Raw genomic sequence first — 16079 nt, 5'->3', positions numbered from 1 at the left:
TTTTAGAGTCTTAATTTTGTCAGCTATCATCTATCAGCTATCAGCTAATGCGCTACGCGCAAGCTAGGCGAACAGCTTATGGGCGCTTGGGCAAGCAAAGGGAACAGCTTTTGAATAAAACAGGCAAGCCGTGAATTGAATGCTTATATGGGCTTTTCACCAGACTTTCAATTCTCATGAATCTCGAACTATTAAATTCTACTGAAAGAGGTTTATGTTAAGCTGACGGCTGACAGCTGACGGCTGAATGCTTACTCAATTTTCACTCCTCAATTTTAAATTTTAACGGGACACGATCTGACTAAATAGTTAACAACTTAGTGATTGTTCCTGGTACTGGCAGAATAATACTGACTAAAATCAACAATGCTAGAATTCCACACAAATCTCGCCAGTTGTCAAGTTCTGAAACATCATTAAGGGCTGGTTCATCTGCCACTGGCATGAATAAAAGAATAATTGCCCACAGGAGTAATTCTGGCTGGATAAATACTAGGAGCATCATTAACAGCCGGGTAATCTGGCCAATGGTCATACCAGTTCTTTGACCCAACATCGCATGGACGATATGTCCACCATCCAGTTGTCCCACTGGCATTAAATTGAAAGCAGTAACAACTAAACCGACATAACCAGCGACTGCCACAGGATGAAGGTTAATTGCGGTGTTCGAGACAAATTCACTGCCCAATGCCCATTTACTTAGTAAGCTTAGCAAAAGGGAAAATCGGGGATTGAGGGATTCTAGGTTCAAGATTCCTGAAGAGTCAGACAAAGGCACTACAGTGGAATGGGCTAATCCCCACATTAGGATTGGTAGGGTAACCACTAAGCCAACTAGTGGACCAGCAATGCCTATATCAAATAAGGCTTTACGGTTAGGAACAGGAGAGCGTATATGAATAAATGCTCCCAATGTTCCCAAGAATAAAAAGGGTATGGGGATAAAGTAAGGCAGAGTTGTACGCACCTTGTAAACCATTGCGGCGAAATAATGGCCAAGTTCATGAATGCTGAGAATTGCCATTAAGGCCAGGGCATAGGGCAGTCCTTGCAGTAAAAGCGCTGGGTCAGTAAGGGGATTTTCTGACACTCCAGCTATCTGAGTGCCCATCCAGGTGGTGGTAAACAAGGTAATGAGCATCAGACCCAATGCTAAACCAGGTCGCGTTAATGATTCAGACCCCCTGTAAGGTTTGGTTGATTTTTTGGTATTGGGCACTAGAGCAAAAAAGGGTTTGCCGCTAAAGCTTTCTTGAAAGACTACGAAGAAGCGATCGCCAAACTCGGCTTCTATATTTGACCGCACGGTACGGTAGGCTTGCTCTGGGTTAGTGCGGAGTTTGCCGCGACACAACACTACTTGAGGTCGGTACTCAATATTTTGGAGATAGTAGATTCCCCAGGGAAAACAATTTCTCAGCTCTGTTTCTTCTTCTTTAGTGATGGGACGAAGGCTTGACTTTTCAGTTGCCGATGAAATTTTGGCGACCGGGTCTGAGGTAGTTGTTTTAGTCGGATTCTCTTTGGTCATTGTTGAATTGGGAGCTGGGCGTCCCCACTGAATCAGCAGCCAGTACAACGGCAAGCAAATGACAAATGGACCGAGCAATAGGGCTGGTGGTATTGGTGTGTTCTCACCATTGAACAGAGTCCAACCAATCCAAACTACTGGTGGAGCCATCATCACCAGCCACAGTAACCAGACTGGTGTCTGAGTGAGGCTGGCAACGCTGCGCTGGATAACGAAGTAGGTGATCACAGCGAGTAAAATAAATGGGAGTAGCCAGAGTTCCATGATGAAAGATCACACCGTCTACTAAAAACTACAACAATTAAACTACAAGCATTGTGCAACCCGATACTCCAGCAAAAGGCGATTTTGATCTTACGCCAAGGGCATCGTCTAATCAGCAACCTGCTGCATCCAAGCCACCACGCCTTGTTCTTGATACCATTTTTGCTTTTCCACCCAATCGAGATACGTTAGGTGGTACGGCTTATATTATTGTAGGAAATTCCTTCAACCTATTGATTGATTGTCCTGCCTGGAATGACACGAACCAACAATTTTTGCGTGAGCAAGGGGGAGTCTCATTACTGTTTATTACCCATCGGGGTGGTATTGGTAAAGCAAAGGAAATTCAGGAGAGTATGGGGTGCCAAGTCCTGATTCAAGAACAAGAGGCTTACTTACTGCCGGGATTGGACGTAGTTCCATTTCACAAGGAGTTGACTATAAATCCCTACTGCTACGTCATTTGGACTCCTGGTCACTCTCCTGGTTCTTCTTGTCTTTACTACACTGGTGCAGGGGGTGTGCTATTTTCTGGGCGTCATTTGCTTCCTAGTAAACAAGGAGAACTGTTGCCCCTGCGAACCCCGAAAACATTTCATTGGCCGAGACAGATTCGGAGTCTGCAATCGTTGCTTGAGCGTTTTACCCCAGAGACTCTTCAATTTATCTGTCCTGGGGCCAATACTGGTTTTTTGCGAGGCAAAGGCGTGATTGACCAAGCTTACGAGCGTTTATCAGCAAGTTTGGGCGAAGTTTGAAAGCCCAGAAGAGCTATATATCTGACGCCCTGACCCCCTGATGCTCTGACGCCCTAATCTACAGACAATCTAACTTGCCTTAGCTAGAAAAGTATCAGAGGTTAACAACTTGATTGCTTCGTGATACTGAGTATCTGCTTTTGTTCCCACTTCGCTCAAACTAATTGCTTCTAAAGGCACTTCCACGTCTGGCTCAATCCCTAATTTATTAATATCCCGGTGATTGGGGGTCTCGTACTTGGCAACGGTAACTGCTAATCCTGACCCATCTATTAGTTCAAATAAGGACTGAATTAACCCTTTGCCAAAGGTTTTTTCCCCGACTAGCTTTGCCCTACCATTGTCCTGTAAAGCCCCAGCTAGAATCTCACTAGCACTGGCGCTGCCTTGATTAACTAATACAACCAAGGGGTCTTCCGTAAGAGCTTCACCATAGGCTTGAAAGCTACCAATGGTGCCTTGGCGGTTAACGGTGTAAACAATAGTGCCTTGATCTAACCAGAGGCGAGCAATTTCAATACCTGCCTGCAAGAGACCCCCTGGATTATTCCTGAGATCAAGAATATAGCCATCTGCACCCATCTCCTTGAGTTTAGCAACGGCGTGGGCAACTTCCATTGGGGCGTTGGCACTAAATTGAGACAGGCGAATATAACCGACTGGGTTTCTATTGTCCTCGGTATCGAGGACTGAATACACTGGGTTTAGGGAAATGCGATCGCGTACTATTTCCACCAATTTTGGCTGTTCTTTCTGGCCTTGAATCTTCAAGGTAACTGTTGTACCAATTGGTCCACGCATCCTTGCTGCTGCTTCATCTAGAGTCATGTCCCTAGTCAGCATGCCATCAATTTCTAGGATGTGATCCCGTGGTCGGATACCGGCTAAATCCGCTGGTGATTGAGCAATTGGGGTGATTACTTCTAACTCACCAGTTTCCCCATCAATTGCAATTTGTAGCCCGACACCGGAGAGTTCACCAGAGGTGTTGATTTGCAAACTATGATATTGTTCAGGTCTGAGCAATCGTGTGAAGGGATCCCCAAGACTCCCTAACATTGTTTCTATGGCAGTATAGGTAGCTTCACGATTAGGCAGCCGCTTTTTCAAGGTCTTCTGACGTAACAACCACCAATTCTGATGGTTAAAGGTATCATCAACGTAGGATTGAGAGACAATCCGCCATGCTTGGGAAAAAAGCCTTTGCTCCTGAGAGAAGGCAGCGGCTGTTGGTGTCCACCAGGCAGACAATAGCATGATTGGGAAGGTTAGTAAGAGTCCAACCCAGAAGGCTCGTTTGTGCATGATCAAAAATTATGAGATTACTTGTTAAGTTATGTTACCTGTAACCGCGATCAGGTATAATATTTGGGCTGTAACCGCCAGAGTTGACGGCAAATTAATGAAGCAGGTCATGTTAAAATTAACATCATGTAACATATAGGCTGTATTCGTTGTAACTTAAGGAGTTGAACACTCCGACATTCAACGTCTGACGGCAAAATCCTTTCGGAAACTCTGGCCTCATGTTTTCTAAGCAAATCACTGACTCGAAAGTATACGACTGGTTTGAGGAGCGTCTGGAAATTCAGGCACTTTCCGATGACATCACTTCAAAGTACGTACCTCCACACGTTAATATTTTTTACTGCCTGGGTGGAATTACTCTAACTTGCTTTATAATCCAGTTTGCCACTGGATTTGCCATGACCTTCTACTACAAGCCGACGGTCGCTGAGGCATTTAGCTCTGTACAGTACATTATGACTGAAGTGAGCTTTGGCTGGCTAATCCGCTCTGTTCACCGCTGGTCTGCCAGCATGATGGTGCTGATGATGATTCTGCACGTCTTCCGGGTCTATCTGACTGGTGGCTTCAAAAAGCCCCGTGAACTGACCTGGGTGACAGGGGTAGTTTTAGCAGTAATTACAGTCTCTTTCGGTGTGACTGGCTACTCCTTGCCTTGGGACCAAGTTGGTTACTGGGCGGTCAAGATTGTATCTGGCGTTCCTGAAGCTATTCCCGTGGTTGGTTCTTTAATCGTCGAACTGCTGCGCGGTGGTACTAGTGTAGGTCAGGGTACCCTGAGTCGCTACTACAGCCTACATACCTTTGTTTTGCCCTGGTTTATCGCTGTCTTCATGCTGCTGCACTTCCTGATGATTCGCAAACAGGGCATTTCTGGTCCATTGTAAATCTGTACTGACTAAAAGTCAGGAAAGTGTTAAAACTAAATGCAAACCTTCCTGCTGCCACCTGCTTACCTTTACTTATTAAGGAGAAGAATTTAAGCAATGTCAGTTCTTAAAAAGCCGGATCTAGACGATCCCATTTTACGTGCCAAACTAGCCAAGGGGATGGGTCATAATTATTATGGCGAGCCAGCTTGGCCTAATGACCTCCTCTACGTTTTCCCAGTGGTAATCATGGGTTCCATTGCTCTATGCATTGGTTTAGCTGTGCTGGATCCAGCCATGATTGGTGAACCAGCAGATCCCTTTGCCACACCTTTAGAAATCCTCCCGGAATGGTATCTATATCCTGTTTTCCAAATTTTGCGGATTCTCCCTAATAAACTGTTGGGTATTGCTGCTATGGCAGCAGTTCCCTTGGGTCTGATGCTGGTTCCCTTCATCGAAGGTGTGAACAAATTCCAGAACCCATTCCGCCGTCCAGTGGCAACTACGGTATTTTTATTTGGTACCCTAGTCACCATCTGGCTTGGTGTTGGTGCTACCTTCCCCATTGCTCAGTCTTTGACTTGGGGTCTGTTTTAAGATTCGCTTAACCATCAGTCTCATCCTACAACTAGAGTTTCAACTAGAGTTTGTGGGATTTCGATTGCTTGGGTCAAAAAACCTTTTCTGAAAATCCCACGGCTCAAAGTACGTGGGATTTTTGTTTGATAGCAATTTCCTGCGAATTTCCTCGGTACCAAGTATCGTAACCCTGTCTCCCATGGCTACAACTTCTTGGTTATTTTTCCTGAATGCTTTTAGAAATAGTTCGAGGTTAAGATAGGTGAATCGAACTCAAAACTAACGAATTTGAGCGACACACAGAAAACCGCATCTAACTACGTATTCATTTTCCTAGAGATTTTTGAGTGTGAAGGGGGCATCCAATCCTACGTCAAAGATATTTTCGAGGCATATTTGTCTGTTGCTGCTAAGACTCTTACCAGTTCTAGCGCTGAAATATTTTTGCTGCGGGATGGTCTAGGTTGTGACAATCCCTTTGATGTCTACCCACTCAGATTCCATTACCTGAAAACTAAGCCTCCTGTGCTAGGGCGTGTTCGCTTAACAATAGCGCTATGGTTTTATTTATGGCAAAAACGTCCCAAGCACGTTTTCTGCGGTCATATCAAACTGGCTCCCCTGACTCAGCTGTTGTGCAATAGTCTGGGGATTCCCTATACAGTTTTGACCTATGGTAAAGAGGTGTGGGAACCCTTACCCATCAAAGAACGTAATGCCCTAGAGCGGGCAGCAGCAATTTGGACTATTAGTCGTTACAGTCGCGATCGCGCTTGTGCTGCCAATAAGCTAAATCCTCAAAAGGTAAAGATGTTGCCTTGTGCTGTTGATGGGAATAGGTTTACTCCTGGTCCGAAATCACCAGCCTTAATCGAAAAGTATGGTCTGGCTGGTGCTAAGGTGTTGATGACTGTGGCCCGTCTGTGGTCTGGGGATATTTATAAAGGAGTAGATGTTACCATTCAAGCACTTCCTGCGATCGCAAAAATCTTTCCAGAGGTTAAATATCTAGTCATTGGTCGTGGTGATGATCAACCGAGACTGGCACAGCTAGCGAAAGATTTGGGTGTTGCCGATCGGGTGGTCTTTGCTGGTTTTGTCCCTACACCAGAATTAGTGGAACACTACCGAGTGGCTGATGCCTACGTCATGCCCTCTCAAGAAGGCTTTGGGATTGTATACCTAGAGGCCATGGCTTGTGGTAAACCTGTCCTTTCTGGGGATTCTGATGGTTCTGCTGATCCCTTACAAGATGGTCAGCTTGGTTGGCAAGTTCCCTATCGAGACCCTGATGCAGTCGCTGCGGCTTGTATTGAAATTCTCAAGGGAGAGGATCAACGCTGTGATGGTCAGTGGTTAAGAGAACAATCCCTAGGGTTATTTAGTAAAGAGGCTCTGACAAAGCAGTTAAAAGATTTACTCGATTTTGCGTAAAGATTGAGTCGCACCTTGCGGAGCATAAGCAGCGAGGGCTAATTTCTATTCAAGTTAAGACGAATCTGAACTAGGATATAACTACCCGATCATATTTGTTATTGTTAAAAGAAAACAGTGAATCAAAATACCCCGAGACAGTTCCAGTTCAACCTGTCAGGTATGGGCTGTTGGCTAGCGTTCTTCTTAACTTGTTTCTTGCTAGGCACAGTTGGCTTGGGATGGGTAGTCAATGGTTTTTTGATTTTGATTGGTTTATTAATCATCTCACCAGTGATTGCCTGGTTCGGAGTTCGCTGGTGGCTCAGACGTAATCTAGTGGAAGATCAATGTCCAGTCTGTGCCTATGAGTTTACTGGGTTTAATAATACCCAGTCTCAGTGCCCCAGTTGCGGGGAAGTTTTGAAGATAGAACAGGGTCGTTTTAGCCGCTTAACAGCTCCAGGTACAATTGATGTGGAAGCGGTTGAGGTATCGGTTGAGCAGATTGAAGATTAGAGCCATGACTAATCACATAGGACTTACGCAGCTAAACCAAAAATCAAGGGTTTAAGCTAATGGGAACAGGGAACAGGGAACAGGGAACAGGGAACATAGGGTTACAGACATTTTGTTGCAGACATTTTATATATCTGAGTGCGTAAGTCCTCTCACAAATAGACTTTGCCGCAGTTGTCAGGGAAAAGGATTGCACCGAAAAGGCTTGCATACAATAATTATTGACTGTTGAACTTTTAATTTGGCACAGCGGTACTAGGGAGTTTTAGTGATCGATAAGGTATAAGGATGCTGTTCACCATTGCGATCGCCGACGTAGAATGAGTAGCTGCCTTGCTCCCAATACCCGATTTTAACAATATTGCCTCCAGATAAATTATCGGCCTGTGTACATGAGGTACCATTGGGCTCCTGAATCAATAGAGTGGGCTGGCCCTGGCTTTCTAGGTTGAAGCGCAAGTAGGTAAAATCTTGGTTCAAATTAATGACATGATTGGGCTGGGTACTAATCATACCGCATTGGCTCTTGTTTGAGCCTCCAGAGTTTCCAGTAACTACGATTGGATCAGGCTGGAATTCAGGCTCAAGGTTGATGGTTTCGGCGTTGGCGATACCAGGGCTACTTAAGCTTACTGCTAGGGTGATTGGAACAATCATCCAGTGTGGGAATAGTTTAGTCATTTTCATCCCCCAAAGTCTTCTGATCTATTACTAATACACTTGTTCTAGATTACTTGACTATCTCCATTTGAATTTGTTTCGCTTTACAAACCTTACATCACTCCCTATTCTCTACTCCCATTAACCCCAAGAAAACTGCTATATAATAATGAGGCTGATTTCATAGCAGTTCAGTGCTATTGCCGGTATTCAACCGGTTAAGTCTAGACATAGTTAAACATAGTCATCAGGTGTTTGCCCCAAAAAACGGTATCAAGCAAAATCTGCTATAATCTCGGGGAATTTGCTTACTGATCCTTGAAATCAGTGTTTAAAGTCATTAAAAAGCAACCATACGCAGCCTGAGCATTGAATATGGCTAGCCCCACTATAAAAACAGGTCAACACCGACAAGGTAGCTGGTATTTTCCGCTGCGACTGAACTTGGTTCTGCCACTGGTGACTAGGCGTTGCGTGGCAGCGCTTTTGGAAGTCTCGCTGGTAACTACTAGTGCATTGCTCCCTTACGGGATTGGTTTGTATGCAGAAAAATACTCGGAGGCAGAACCGGTTCCCCTTAACCCAGTGTTGGGGGCAACCCAGAATGCGATCGCAAAAACTCTAGCTTACCCGCGCCTACAACTAACCAAGCGAGTCACTCCCCTGACCAATTTTTTTTGGTGTGCTTCGTTAGTGATGCCAGTAGGAGTAACCTTATGGCAACTTTATTTGCTGGGAAAAACTGGTCAAACTACTCCCAAAGGTTGGTTTGGAGTGCGAGTGGTTACCGCTTCGGGAAAACCCCCTGGTTTGATCGGTGCGGTGTGGCGTGAGGCAGTGGGACGCTGGGGATTACCACTGGGAAGTGCTTATTTACTCTGGCGCTACACTGGAGCGTTTCCCGACTTGTTAATTTTGTTGGGGTTGGCAGGATTGATGCTATTGGCAGAGAGTTTTAGTTCTGTATTAAATCCTCAACATCGCAGCCTCCACGACTACATAGCCGGAACTTATGTCTCGGATTCCTCTCGGTTGCTGTTGCCGTACTGGTCAAGTTTTGAATCCTCCCCCTCACCGGAGTATGAAGAGGTAGAGCTAGAGGAGGAAACTGATGGGCAATGGTCTCAAGAGTATGAAGAGGTAGAGCTAGAGGAGGAAACTGATGGGCAATGGTCTAATCACCAGGAAGCTACCTGGGGTTACCATAGCGCAACAGTTAATACCATTACCCTGTACTCAAAATCGCAACAGCACTCCCCCAATCTTTGGTTGTGGATGCGCCGAAATCCTGGTCTTACTCTGCTAATTGTTACCTTTGGCGGGATGGGGTCTGTACTTGGCACGTTTGTGGGAACCCAAATCTATATTCAAAGTCAGGCCAATTGGCGAGCGTTCAATCAGCAGAAAAATCAGGTCTTTCTGACCTTAGTGAAACAATTAAACTCCACTGATGGCACTGCTCAAGAAGAACGTATGGGATCAATTCTGGCTCTAGGTAGGATAGACGACCATCGTGCTGTACCGTTTCTGGTGGATTTGCTGGGTCAGGAAAATACCCCTAGCTTGATTGATACCCTCCAACAAACCTTGGTCAGTAAAGGTGTTCAACCCCTTCCCCATCTACGAATATTGAATCAATCTTTGGCCAACGACCAGAAAACCCTAACCGGGGAAGGTAAAGCTGGGGTTGAGGGAGTGCTAGCGGTGCGGCACAGAGCAACTAAGCAAGCTATCTCGAAAATTCTGACTATCTACGACGGTCAAGTGCATAATGCTAACCTGAGCTATATTAACCTAAGTAAGGTTAATCAGGGTTATGGCTATTTTAATCCAATTCTGGACAACCTGAATTTGTCGGGCATTAATTTCCGCTACGCTAATTTGTCCGGTGCTAATTTGCAGGGTAGTCGCTTCTATGGCCCTGGTGAGGATGAACATTTTGGCACTTTTGATGATTGGGTCAGTGACTTCAGCGGAGCTGATCTCAGAGAAGTTAACCTCACTGGTGCTATTCTCGATAATGTCTTGATGAATCGCACCAATTTAATCGGGGCAACCCTGAACCGAGCAAGGTTTTATAACGGTAGCCTGATCGGTGCTAATCTCAGCAGTGCCCAGCTGATTAATGCTGATTTCCGTAGAGCTATCTTAGAAAATGCTAGCCTGACAGGAGCCAATTTGGGGGAAGCAAAATTCAGTCTCTCTAGTCTTCATGGTGCTCGTTTGGGCAAAGTTAGTGCTGTGGGGAGTGATTTCTCTTCTGCTGATTTAAGTCAATCAAGCTGGCAAGGAGCGAATCTTTCTAGGGCAAATTTGAGTAATGCTAATCTCAAAAATGTTGATTTCAATTCAACCCAATTGGTAGGGGCTAATTTACGCAATGCGCAGCTTGACAATGCTAAGCTACGTTACGCTAATCTCAGTGCTGCAGATTTGCGAGGGGCTAATTTAGCTGGAGCAGATTTTCTGGGAGTTACTTTTGCTATGGCTAAACAGACTAAGGCTAATCAATTTATTACTTTGCCTCCACCTAAATCGAATTTAGCCCGGATCAAGGGGGTTGATTTTGCTAATGTTAAAAATTTAGATGAGCAGCAACTTCGATATATTTGTACCTATGGTGGACTTCATCCTAGATGTTTGTGACACTATTTTAGAGTAGGGAGTAGGGAGTAGGGAGTAGGGAGTAGGGAGTAGGGAATCGGGAATCGGGAATCGGGAATCGGGAAGATTGCGTAGGGTGCGTTAGGGGGGGACTTGCCCTTATTTTTGGCCTCGTAGCCAGGGTTGGGATAGTCCGCCCCGTAACGCACCACCAAAAGGCTCGCCCTCATTTTGTAACGGGCAAGATGCCCGTTCCACCCACCGGATCAAAAAGCTTTTAGGAGATGCACCCAACAAGTAAGAAACAAGTGGAAAGAAACAAGTCGGAAAAAATCAAGTAGGCTAATTTTTTTCTATTGTCAAAAAATTAGTGATGCTCTGAAAGAGCCGCTACGCGATGAAGCGTTCGCGTAGCGTGGCCAAAGGCCTCAGCTTCCGCTAAAAGCGATCGCATAAATTCAAAAGCTACCGAATCGATTCAGTATATTCGAGTTGACTTGAGTTGAAAACCCCCTTAACCAGAATAGATTGCTTAATGGATTGCGTTGATTTAAAGTTAACTATCAACAGTGAACAAAACATCAACCTGTATATAGCGGTTTCTATTCTAATCAAAGAATTTTTACTCTCTTGCCTCTTGCCTCTTGCCTCTTGCCTCTTGCCTCTTGCCTGTTCCCTATTCCCTGTTCCCTATTCCCTTTGCTATATTAGTTTCACCAAAGCAATTAAGCTAATATGAGCGAGAAAGCAGCCATCATTAGATTTAGGTATTGAGGAGTTGAGGAAATGGGTAATACTATTGGATTATTGTCCACACTAGGAACGCTGGTGCTGGGGAGTCTGGCTAGTTTAATGATTAAGTCGCAACCAGCATTTGCTCAAGCTGCCTATGGAAGTTATGTGGGAATCGGTCCTACGATTGGTATTACAAAGGATGATGATGGAGAAGGTCAGCAAATTGGTGGGGTAATTGCGTTTCGCTACAAATTCCTAGAAATCCCCATTTCCTTCCGGACACAAGCCCTGATTGGTGCTGGCACTGCTATTGTGCCAACAATTAGTTACGATTTCCCCCTTAACTGGCAAACCGATGCTTACTTGGGAGCAGGGGCTGTATTTGCTAGCGGTCACTCTCCGTCACCAGTGGGAGATAAAACCAGTTTTGCTATACAACCTGGTATTGATTTTGTGCTCCCTAATAGCCAAACGGTTTTGTTTGGTAATGCGATTATTGCTTTTGATGCCTATCGGGAGGGTGGCGGCGTCGCTGCTTCTGTTCAAGGTGGATTTGGTTTAAGATTTTAGTTTGAATCGTCGGGAGCGGTGCGACCCGTGGCGAATTTAATTCGCCTACGGAAAGCGCACCGAGGGAGTCGGGAGTCGGGAGTCGGGAATAGGGAACAGGGAATATTTGCTCGGAAGTCTTGAATCGAGTAATAAACGATTATCAACATGGCTGATGTCTGTCTATCGTTGTTGTCTATCGTTGTTGTCAACACAGATCGAAAACTACGCCTCCCCTCTCGCCACACTCTTCCCCCTGTTCCCTGTTCCCTGTTCCCTGTTCCCTATTCCAAAGTTCAACAAGTCTGCTTTTTGCTTCAATTCAAAATAGCCCCCTCCGGTATAGTTTCTTGTTTCATTGCCCAAAACTTGCTCAGTACATGAATTTGCTTTAATCCCACAATTAAATTCAACCCAGGTATAAAAATCCACCACACTACCAGAGGTTCTGTCAGTCCTTCTCGTCGATACAGTTCGTTAACTGTGCGATAAAGCCTGAACTGAACGATGTAAATCCAAATTATACCGACCAGGGAAAACCAACCAAACCAGCCAGGAACATCGGGATCTAATATCCATAAGGCTTGTGGAACGGCGACACCTAAAACGAACGGTAGTAAGCAAAGGGTACCGGACCAACCAGAATTGTTATAGTGTCGCAACTCTTCCTGAATGATCCACTTGTACCAACCGTAGTACAGCATTAATGTGGCTACCGATAGCAGGATCACTTTTACCAGAGGACGGGGTTTACCAAGGGGTTGGTCAGACATAAGGCACAACTATTGCATCGGAACATCAGTCTGTATTTTAAAATCCCTTAACGTAAGCTATCAGCTATCAGCCATCAGCTATCAGCCATCAGCTATCAGCTATCAGCTATCAGCTATCAGCTATCAGCTAATGCGTTACGGGCACGCTACTTGAGGTGCTATCAGCCATTCGCGTAGCGTGGCCTTTGGCCAAGGCTTGTGGCTGACGGCTGACGGCTGACGGCTGACGGCTGACGGCTGAATGCTTACCCCTTAACAAAAATTCATACTGTTTCAGGTAAAATAACAAAGCGTTGGACTGAGGCACAGCAAGCACAAACACCATGGTAAAAGCACAAATTGGGATTATTGGCGGTAGCGGACTTTACAAAATGGCTGCTCTCAAGGATGTGCAGGAGGTACCGATTGACACCCCCTTTGGTCCTCCGTCCGATGCCTTGATGGTGGGAACCTTAGAAGGAACTACTGTGGCTTTCTTAGCTCGTCATGGTCGCAATCATCATTTGATGCCTTCCGAGTTGCCCTTCCGAGCCAATATCTATGCCATGAAGCAGTTAGGCGTGGAGTATATCATCTCTGCCTCAGCAGTGGGTTCTCTTCAGGAAGAGGTCAAACCCTTAGATATGCTGGTACCGGATCAGTTTATTGACCGCACGAAGAATCGGGTTTCGACGTTTTTTGGGGAAGGGATTGTGGCTCATATTGGGTTTGGACACCCGGTGTGTAACCAACTGGCCGGAATTTTAGTGGATGCGATCGCAAGTTTGGAGTTACCAGAGGTTACCGTACATAACGGTGGGACTTATCTGTGCATGGAAGGGCCAGCATTTTCCACCATGGCGGAATCTAATCTCTACCGGAGTTGGGGGGCAAAAGTAATTGGCATGACCAATTTGCCAGAGGCCAAGTTAGCACGGGAGGCGGAAATTGCCTATGCTACCCTTGCCCTCGTCACCGATTATGATTGCTGGCATCCAGAGCATGACCATGTCACTGTGGAGATGATAATTGATAATCTAAATCGCAATGCGATTAATGCTCAGAAGGTGATTCAAGAAACAGTGCGCCGGTTAGTTGATAATCCACCCGTTTCTAAAGCCCACTCTGCCTTGAAGTATGCTATTTTTACTCCCTTAGATCAGGCTCCAGAAGCAACTAAGGAGAAGTTGGAGTTGTTGTTGCAGAAGTATTTGTAAAATCGCCCAGGGAACAGGGAACAGGGAATAGGGAATAGGGAGCAGGGAGCAGGGAGCAGGGAGCAGTAGGAAAGAGTTTGGATAATTTTTTGGTGTTAGTAGGTACAAGGGAATAGGGAACAGGGAATAGGGAACAGTCAAAAGTAGGAAAGAGCTCGGCAAATTTTTTCCCACTCCCCACCCTCCCCAAACTTCCCACACTCCCCACACTCCCCACCCTCCCCACACTCTCCCTACTCCCTACTCCCTACTCCCTACTCCCTACTCCCTACTCCCTAAAACCCAAGAATTAATACCTCACCCCAATAATAATTGCTATTAAAAATGAGAAATGATCTACAGCAATCCCTAAATCGAAGTTATATAGACCCTTCGAATCTGAGTATTTTCCAAAGAATTCTGTTAACGACAGATGGCACAGTAACAGATATGTTGGAAGCCTATATGTTTGAACAGATTCGTCTAGTTAAGTTGTCTGAGGAATTGGTAACAACAACTGATGATATAGATCCAATGGAATTAGAGAAAGGAAGCTCAGTACTTGATCGGAAAATACTGTTACAGGGTAAAATAAGTCGCAAGAATTATATCTATGCTGAGTCAATAATTGTTATTGATCGCTTAGATGAGTACTTTCAAAAAGATTTACTTAAAACTAAAACGCCCATCGGCAAAATCTGGCGAGAGCAGAGATTCGAGACATTTAAAGAAATTGTTGATACTGGAAAAAAGCCAGCTAAGGAATTAGCTGATTATTTCGAGATTGAACCGGAAGCAAATTTACTTTTTCGTACCTATTGCGTCTTTTCTAATCGCCAATCGGTAATGATGATTAGTGAATATTTTCCTGAAAGCTATTTTTTGAATAGGGTGTAGGGAGTAGGGAGTAGGGAGTAGGGAGTCGGGAGTAGGGAGTAGGGAGTAGGGAGTAGGGAGTAGGGAGTAGGGAGTCGGGAGTCGGGAGTAGGGAGTCGGGAAGTGTGGGGAGTGTGGGGAGTGTGGGGAGGGTGGGAAGTGTGGGGAGGGTGGGGAGCTTGATTAACTCTTGCCTTTTGCCTTTTGCCTTTTGCCTTTTGCCTTTTGCCTTTTGCCTCTTGCCTTTTGCCTCTTGCCTTTTGCCTCTTGCCTCTTGCCTATTGCCTTTTCCTAAGGGATTCTGTTCACAACTCAAATGGAAATTATAAATGAAACTAACAGGACAGCAATATCAACAATTAAGAGATGCTTTAATTGCCGCATTTCCCTCTCAGCAAAGATTGGCTGAAGTAGTAAGATTCAGGCTTGATAAACACCTGAATGCCATAGCAATGGGTGATGATTTAAAAGCAATTGTGTTTAGGTTAATTGAAGCCGCAGAAGCAGAAGGATGGGTTGATAACCTGATTGCAGGTGCCCGTGAATCGAATCCAGATAACTCAGCTTTATTCGCCTTTGCCCAGGAGTTTAATCTTGCTATTGCTATGCCGCAACCGCTATCAGCAAGAGGTAGATTAGAAAGACTGATTAAGAAAACCAATTCTTTTTTAGACGTAAATCGGTGGCGGGAAAGGTTAGGTCAAATTGAAGGGCAAGTCTGTCGTGTCGAAGTTACGAATAACGATAATAGTCGTGAATTTGGGACAGGTTTTCTGATTGCGCCCAATGTGGTTATTACTAATTATCATGTGGTGGAATCGGTAATTTTAAAACAAGCAACGTCTAGTAATGTTATCCTGCGTTTTGACTACAAGCAGTTAGGGGATGGTAAAGTTATCAACCCAGGTACAGAGTATCGCTTAGTAGAGGATGACTGGCTAATTGATCAAAGTCCTTATACCAACAATCCGTTACCAACCCCTGACGAATTGGATTATGCCTTGCTGAGAGTAGATGGAGCTCCTGGAGAAGAACCGATTGGGAAAAATCCCGATCCCAATTCTCCAAAGCGCCAGTGGATTGAGTTACCACAAGAGCCATATTATCAGTTTTTGCCTGATACTCCACTGTTTATAGTGCAGCATCCCAATGCTGAACCCTTAAAAATAGCCTTTGACACCGAGGCTATTATTACTATTAACGAGAATGGTACAACGGTTAAGTATAAAACCAATACCGAACCCGGTTCCTCTGGTTCTCCATGTTTTGATATTAACTGGAATTTAGTAGCCCTGCATCATAGTGGTGACCCAAGCTGGAAACCTAGTTATAACGCTGGCAGTCCCTTCAGTGCTATTTGTGCGCGGTTAGAGAAGCAAGGGTTATTGACAGATTTACGTAAGGGTGAAGGAATGTGGTAAATGGTTGTCTGAACCTGTAAGCCACCACTAGGTTGCCAA

The 16079-nt window shown here is 45.1% G+C and carries 22 protein-coding genes; 12 read left to right on the top strand and 10 right to left on the bottom strand.

Annotated features, from left to right (window positions below):
* Window positions 1-301: 301 nt before the first annotated feature.
* Window positions 302-1798 carry a site-2 protease family protein gene (locus tag F6J90_RS13220; protein WP_293093862.1) on the bottom strand — a complete coding sequence of 499 codons (1497 nt, stop codon included), beginning with the start codon at window positions 1796-1798 and terminating at the stop codon, window positions 302-304.
* A gap of 53 nt (window positions 1799-1851) precedes the next feature.
* Between F6J90_RS13220 and F6J90_RS13215 the strand changes: the two genes are divergently transcribed.
* A complete protein-coding gene (locus F6J90_RS13215; protein ID WP_293093859.1) occupies window positions 1852-2556 on the top strand; it encodes an MBL fold metallo-hydrolase in 705 nt (234 codons plus the stop codon).
* Between the two features lie 69 nt (window positions 2557-2625).
* Here F6J90_RS13215 and ctpA read toward each other — a convergent pair whose 3' ends face one another.
* A complete protein-coding gene (gene ctpA, locus F6J90_RS13210; protein ID WP_293093856.1) occupies window positions 2626-3861 on the bottom strand; it encodes a carboxyl-terminal processing protease CtpA in 1236 nt (411 codons plus the stop codon).
* A gap of 221 nt (window positions 3862-4082) precedes the next feature.
* Between ctpA and petB the strand changes: the two genes are divergently transcribed.
* The 4 genes from petB to F6J90_RS13190 all read left to right on the top strand — a co-directional run bounded on the left by petB (window position 4083) and on the right by F6J90_RS13190 (window position 7247).
* Window positions 4083-4751: a cytochrome b6 gene (gene petB, locus F6J90_RS13205; protein ID WP_070391575.1), complete on the top strand. Its 669-nt coding sequence runs from the start codon at window positions 4083-4085 to the stop codon at window positions 4749-4751.
* A 99-nt stretch (window positions 4752-4850) separates the two neighbouring features.
* The gene (gene petD / locus F6J90_RS13200; RefSeq protein ID WP_293093853.1) at window positions 4851-5333 is read left to right on the top strand and encodes a cytochrome b6-f complex subunit IV; all 483 of its coding nucleotides are present in this window, start codon (window positions 4851-4853) and stop codon (window positions 5331-5333) included.
* Between the two features lie 270 nt (window positions 5334-5603).
* Window positions 5604-6749, top strand: a complete 1146-nt coding sequence (locus F6J90_RS13195; protein WP_293093850.1) for a glycosyltransferase family 4 protein — start codon at window positions 5604-5606, stop codon at window positions 6747-6749.
* Window positions 6750-6866: 117 nt separating this feature from the next.
* Window positions 6867-7247 carry a hypothetical protein gene (locus tag F6J90_RS13190; RefSeq protein WP_293093847.1) on the top strand — a complete coding sequence of 127 codons (381 nt, stop codon included), beginning with the start codon at window positions 6867-6869 and terminating at the stop codon, window positions 7245-7247.
* Window positions 7248-7290: 43 nt separating this feature from the next.
* Here the strand turns inward: F6J90_RS13190 and F6J90_RS13185 are convergent, their stop codons facing one another.
* Both F6J90_RS13185 and F6J90_RS13180 read right to left on the bottom strand, forming a co-directional pair.
* Complete coding sequence (locus tag F6J90_RS13185) at window positions 7291-7458, bottom strand: hypothetical protein (RefSeq protein ID WP_293093844.1); 168 nt, start codon at window positions 7456-7458, stop codon at window positions 7291-7293.
* Between the two features lie 44 nt (window positions 7459-7502).
* On the bottom strand, window positions 7503-7928 hold the full coding sequence (locus tag F6J90_RS13180) for a hypothetical protein (protein ID WP_293093842.1): 426 nt from the start codon (window positions 7926-7928) through the stop codon (window positions 7503-7505).
* A gap of 354 nt (window positions 7929-8282) precedes the next feature.
* On the opposite strand from F6J90_RS13180, the gene F6J90_RS13175 reads away from it, so the two are divergent.
* Window positions 8283-10553, top strand: a complete 2271-nt coding sequence (locus F6J90_RS13175; RefSeq protein ID WP_293093839.1) for a pentapeptide repeat-containing protein — start codon at window positions 8283-8285, stop codon at window positions 10551-10553.
* A 2-nt stretch (window positions 10554-10555) separates the two neighbouring features.
* Here the strand turns inward: F6J90_RS13175 and F6J90_RS13170 are convergent, their stop codons facing one another.
* Window positions 10556-10741: a hypothetical protein gene (locus F6J90_RS13170; RefSeq protein WP_293093837.1), complete on the bottom strand. Its 186-nt coding sequence runs from the start codon at window positions 10739-10741 to the stop codon at window positions 10556-10558.
* 305 nt (window positions 10742-11046) lie between these two features.
* On the opposite strand from F6J90_RS13170, the gene F6J90_RS13165 reads away from it, so the two are divergent.
* Window positions 11047-11250, top strand: coding sequence for a hypothetical protein (locus F6J90_RS13165; protein ID WP_293093835.1), 204 nt, complete (start codon window positions 11047-11049; stop codon window positions 11248-11250).
* A 47-nt stretch (window positions 11251-11297) separates the two neighbouring features.
* Window positions 11298-11816 (top strand): hypothetical protein, encoded by a 519-nt coding sequence (locus F6J90_RS13160; protein ID WP_293093832.1) that lies wholly within the window; start codon window positions 11298-11300, stop codon window positions 11814-11816.
* On the opposite strand, the gene F6J90_RS13155 is transcribed toward F6J90_RS13160, so the two are convergent.
* Window positions 11813-11965 carry a hypothetical protein gene (locus tag F6J90_RS13155; RefSeq protein WP_293093829.1) on the bottom strand — a complete coding sequence of 51 codons (153 nt, stop codon included), beginning with the start codon at window positions 11963-11965 and terminating at the stop codon, window positions 11813-11815. The genes F6J90_RS13160 and F6J90_RS13155 overlap by 4 nt on opposite strands.
* A gap of 5 nt (window positions 11966-11970) precedes the next feature.
* Between F6J90_RS13155 and F6J90_RS13150 the strand changes: the two genes are divergently transcribed.
* Complete coding sequence (locus F6J90_RS13150; protein ID WP_293093826.1) at window positions 11971-12126, top strand: hypothetical protein; 156 nt, start codon at window positions 11971-11973, stop codon at window positions 12124-12126.
* On the opposite strand, the gene F6J90_RS13145 is transcribed toward F6J90_RS13150, so the two are convergent.
* Both F6J90_RS13145 and F6J90_RS13140 read right to left on the bottom strand, forming a co-directional pair.
* Window positions 12113-12568, bottom strand: coding sequence for a hypothetical protein (locus F6J90_RS13145; RefSeq protein ID WP_293093823.1), 456 nt, complete (start codon window positions 12566-12568; stop codon window positions 12113-12115). The two genes, F6J90_RS13150 and F6J90_RS13145, sit on opposite strands and share 14 nt — an antisense overlap.
* Window positions 12569-12695: 127 nt before the next feature.
* Window positions 12696-12893: a hypothetical protein gene (locus tag F6J90_RS13140; protein WP_293093820.1), complete on the bottom strand. Its 198-nt coding sequence runs from the start codon at window positions 12891-12893 to the stop codon at window positions 12696-12698.
* On the opposite strand from F6J90_RS13140, the gene F6J90_RS13135 reads away from it, so the two are divergent.
* Window positions 12892-13764 (top strand): S-methyl-5'-thioadenosine phosphorylase, encoded by an 873-nt coding sequence (locus F6J90_RS13135; protein ID WP_293093818.1) that lies wholly within the window; start codon window positions 12892-12894, stop codon window positions 13762-13764. The two genes, F6J90_RS13140 and F6J90_RS13135, sit on opposite strands and share 2 nt — an antisense overlap.
* Here the strand turns inward: F6J90_RS13135 and F6J90_RS13130 are convergent.
* Entirely contained in the window at window positions 13724-13990 is a 267-nt protein-coding gene (locus F6J90_RS13130) for a hypothetical protein (RefSeq protein ID WP_293093815.1), read from the bottom strand. The two genes, F6J90_RS13135 and F6J90_RS13130, sit on opposite strands and share 41 nt — an antisense overlap.
* Window positions 13991-14088: 98 nt before the next feature.
* Between F6J90_RS13130 and F6J90_RS13125 the strand changes: the two genes are divergently transcribed.
* Window positions 14089-14640: a chorismate pyruvate-lyase family protein gene (locus tag F6J90_RS13125; protein ID WP_293093812.1), complete on the top strand. Its 552-nt coding sequence runs from the start codon at window positions 14089-14091 to the stop codon at window positions 14638-14640.
* On the opposite strand, the gene F6J90_RS13120 is transcribed toward F6J90_RS13125, so the two are convergent.
* Window positions 14597-14935, bottom strand: coding sequence for a CsbD family protein (locus tag F6J90_RS13120; RefSeq protein WP_293093809.1), 339 nt, complete (start codon window positions 14933-14935; stop codon window positions 14597-14599). The two genes, F6J90_RS13125 and F6J90_RS13120, sit on opposite strands and share 44 nt — an antisense overlap.
* Before the next feature lie 13 nt (window positions 14936-14948).
* Between F6J90_RS13120 and F6J90_RS13115 the strand changes: the two genes are divergently transcribed.
* Window positions 14949-16040 carry an effector-associated domain EAD1-containing protein gene (locus F6J90_RS13115; RefSeq protein ID WP_293093806.1) on the top strand — a complete coding sequence of 364 codons (1092 nt, stop codon included), beginning with the start codon at window positions 14949-14951 and terminating at the stop codon, window positions 16038-16040.
* Window positions 16041-16079: the final 39 nt, after the last annotated feature.

Source organism: Moorena sp. SIOASIH (genome assembly GCF_010671925.1).
GTDB lineage: Bacteria > Cyanobacteriota > Cyanobacteriia > Cyanobacteriales > Coleofasciculaceae > Moorena.
The sequence above is the reverse complement of the archived record's forward strand: the minus strand, read 5'-3'. Positions and strand labels throughout refer to the sequence as shown.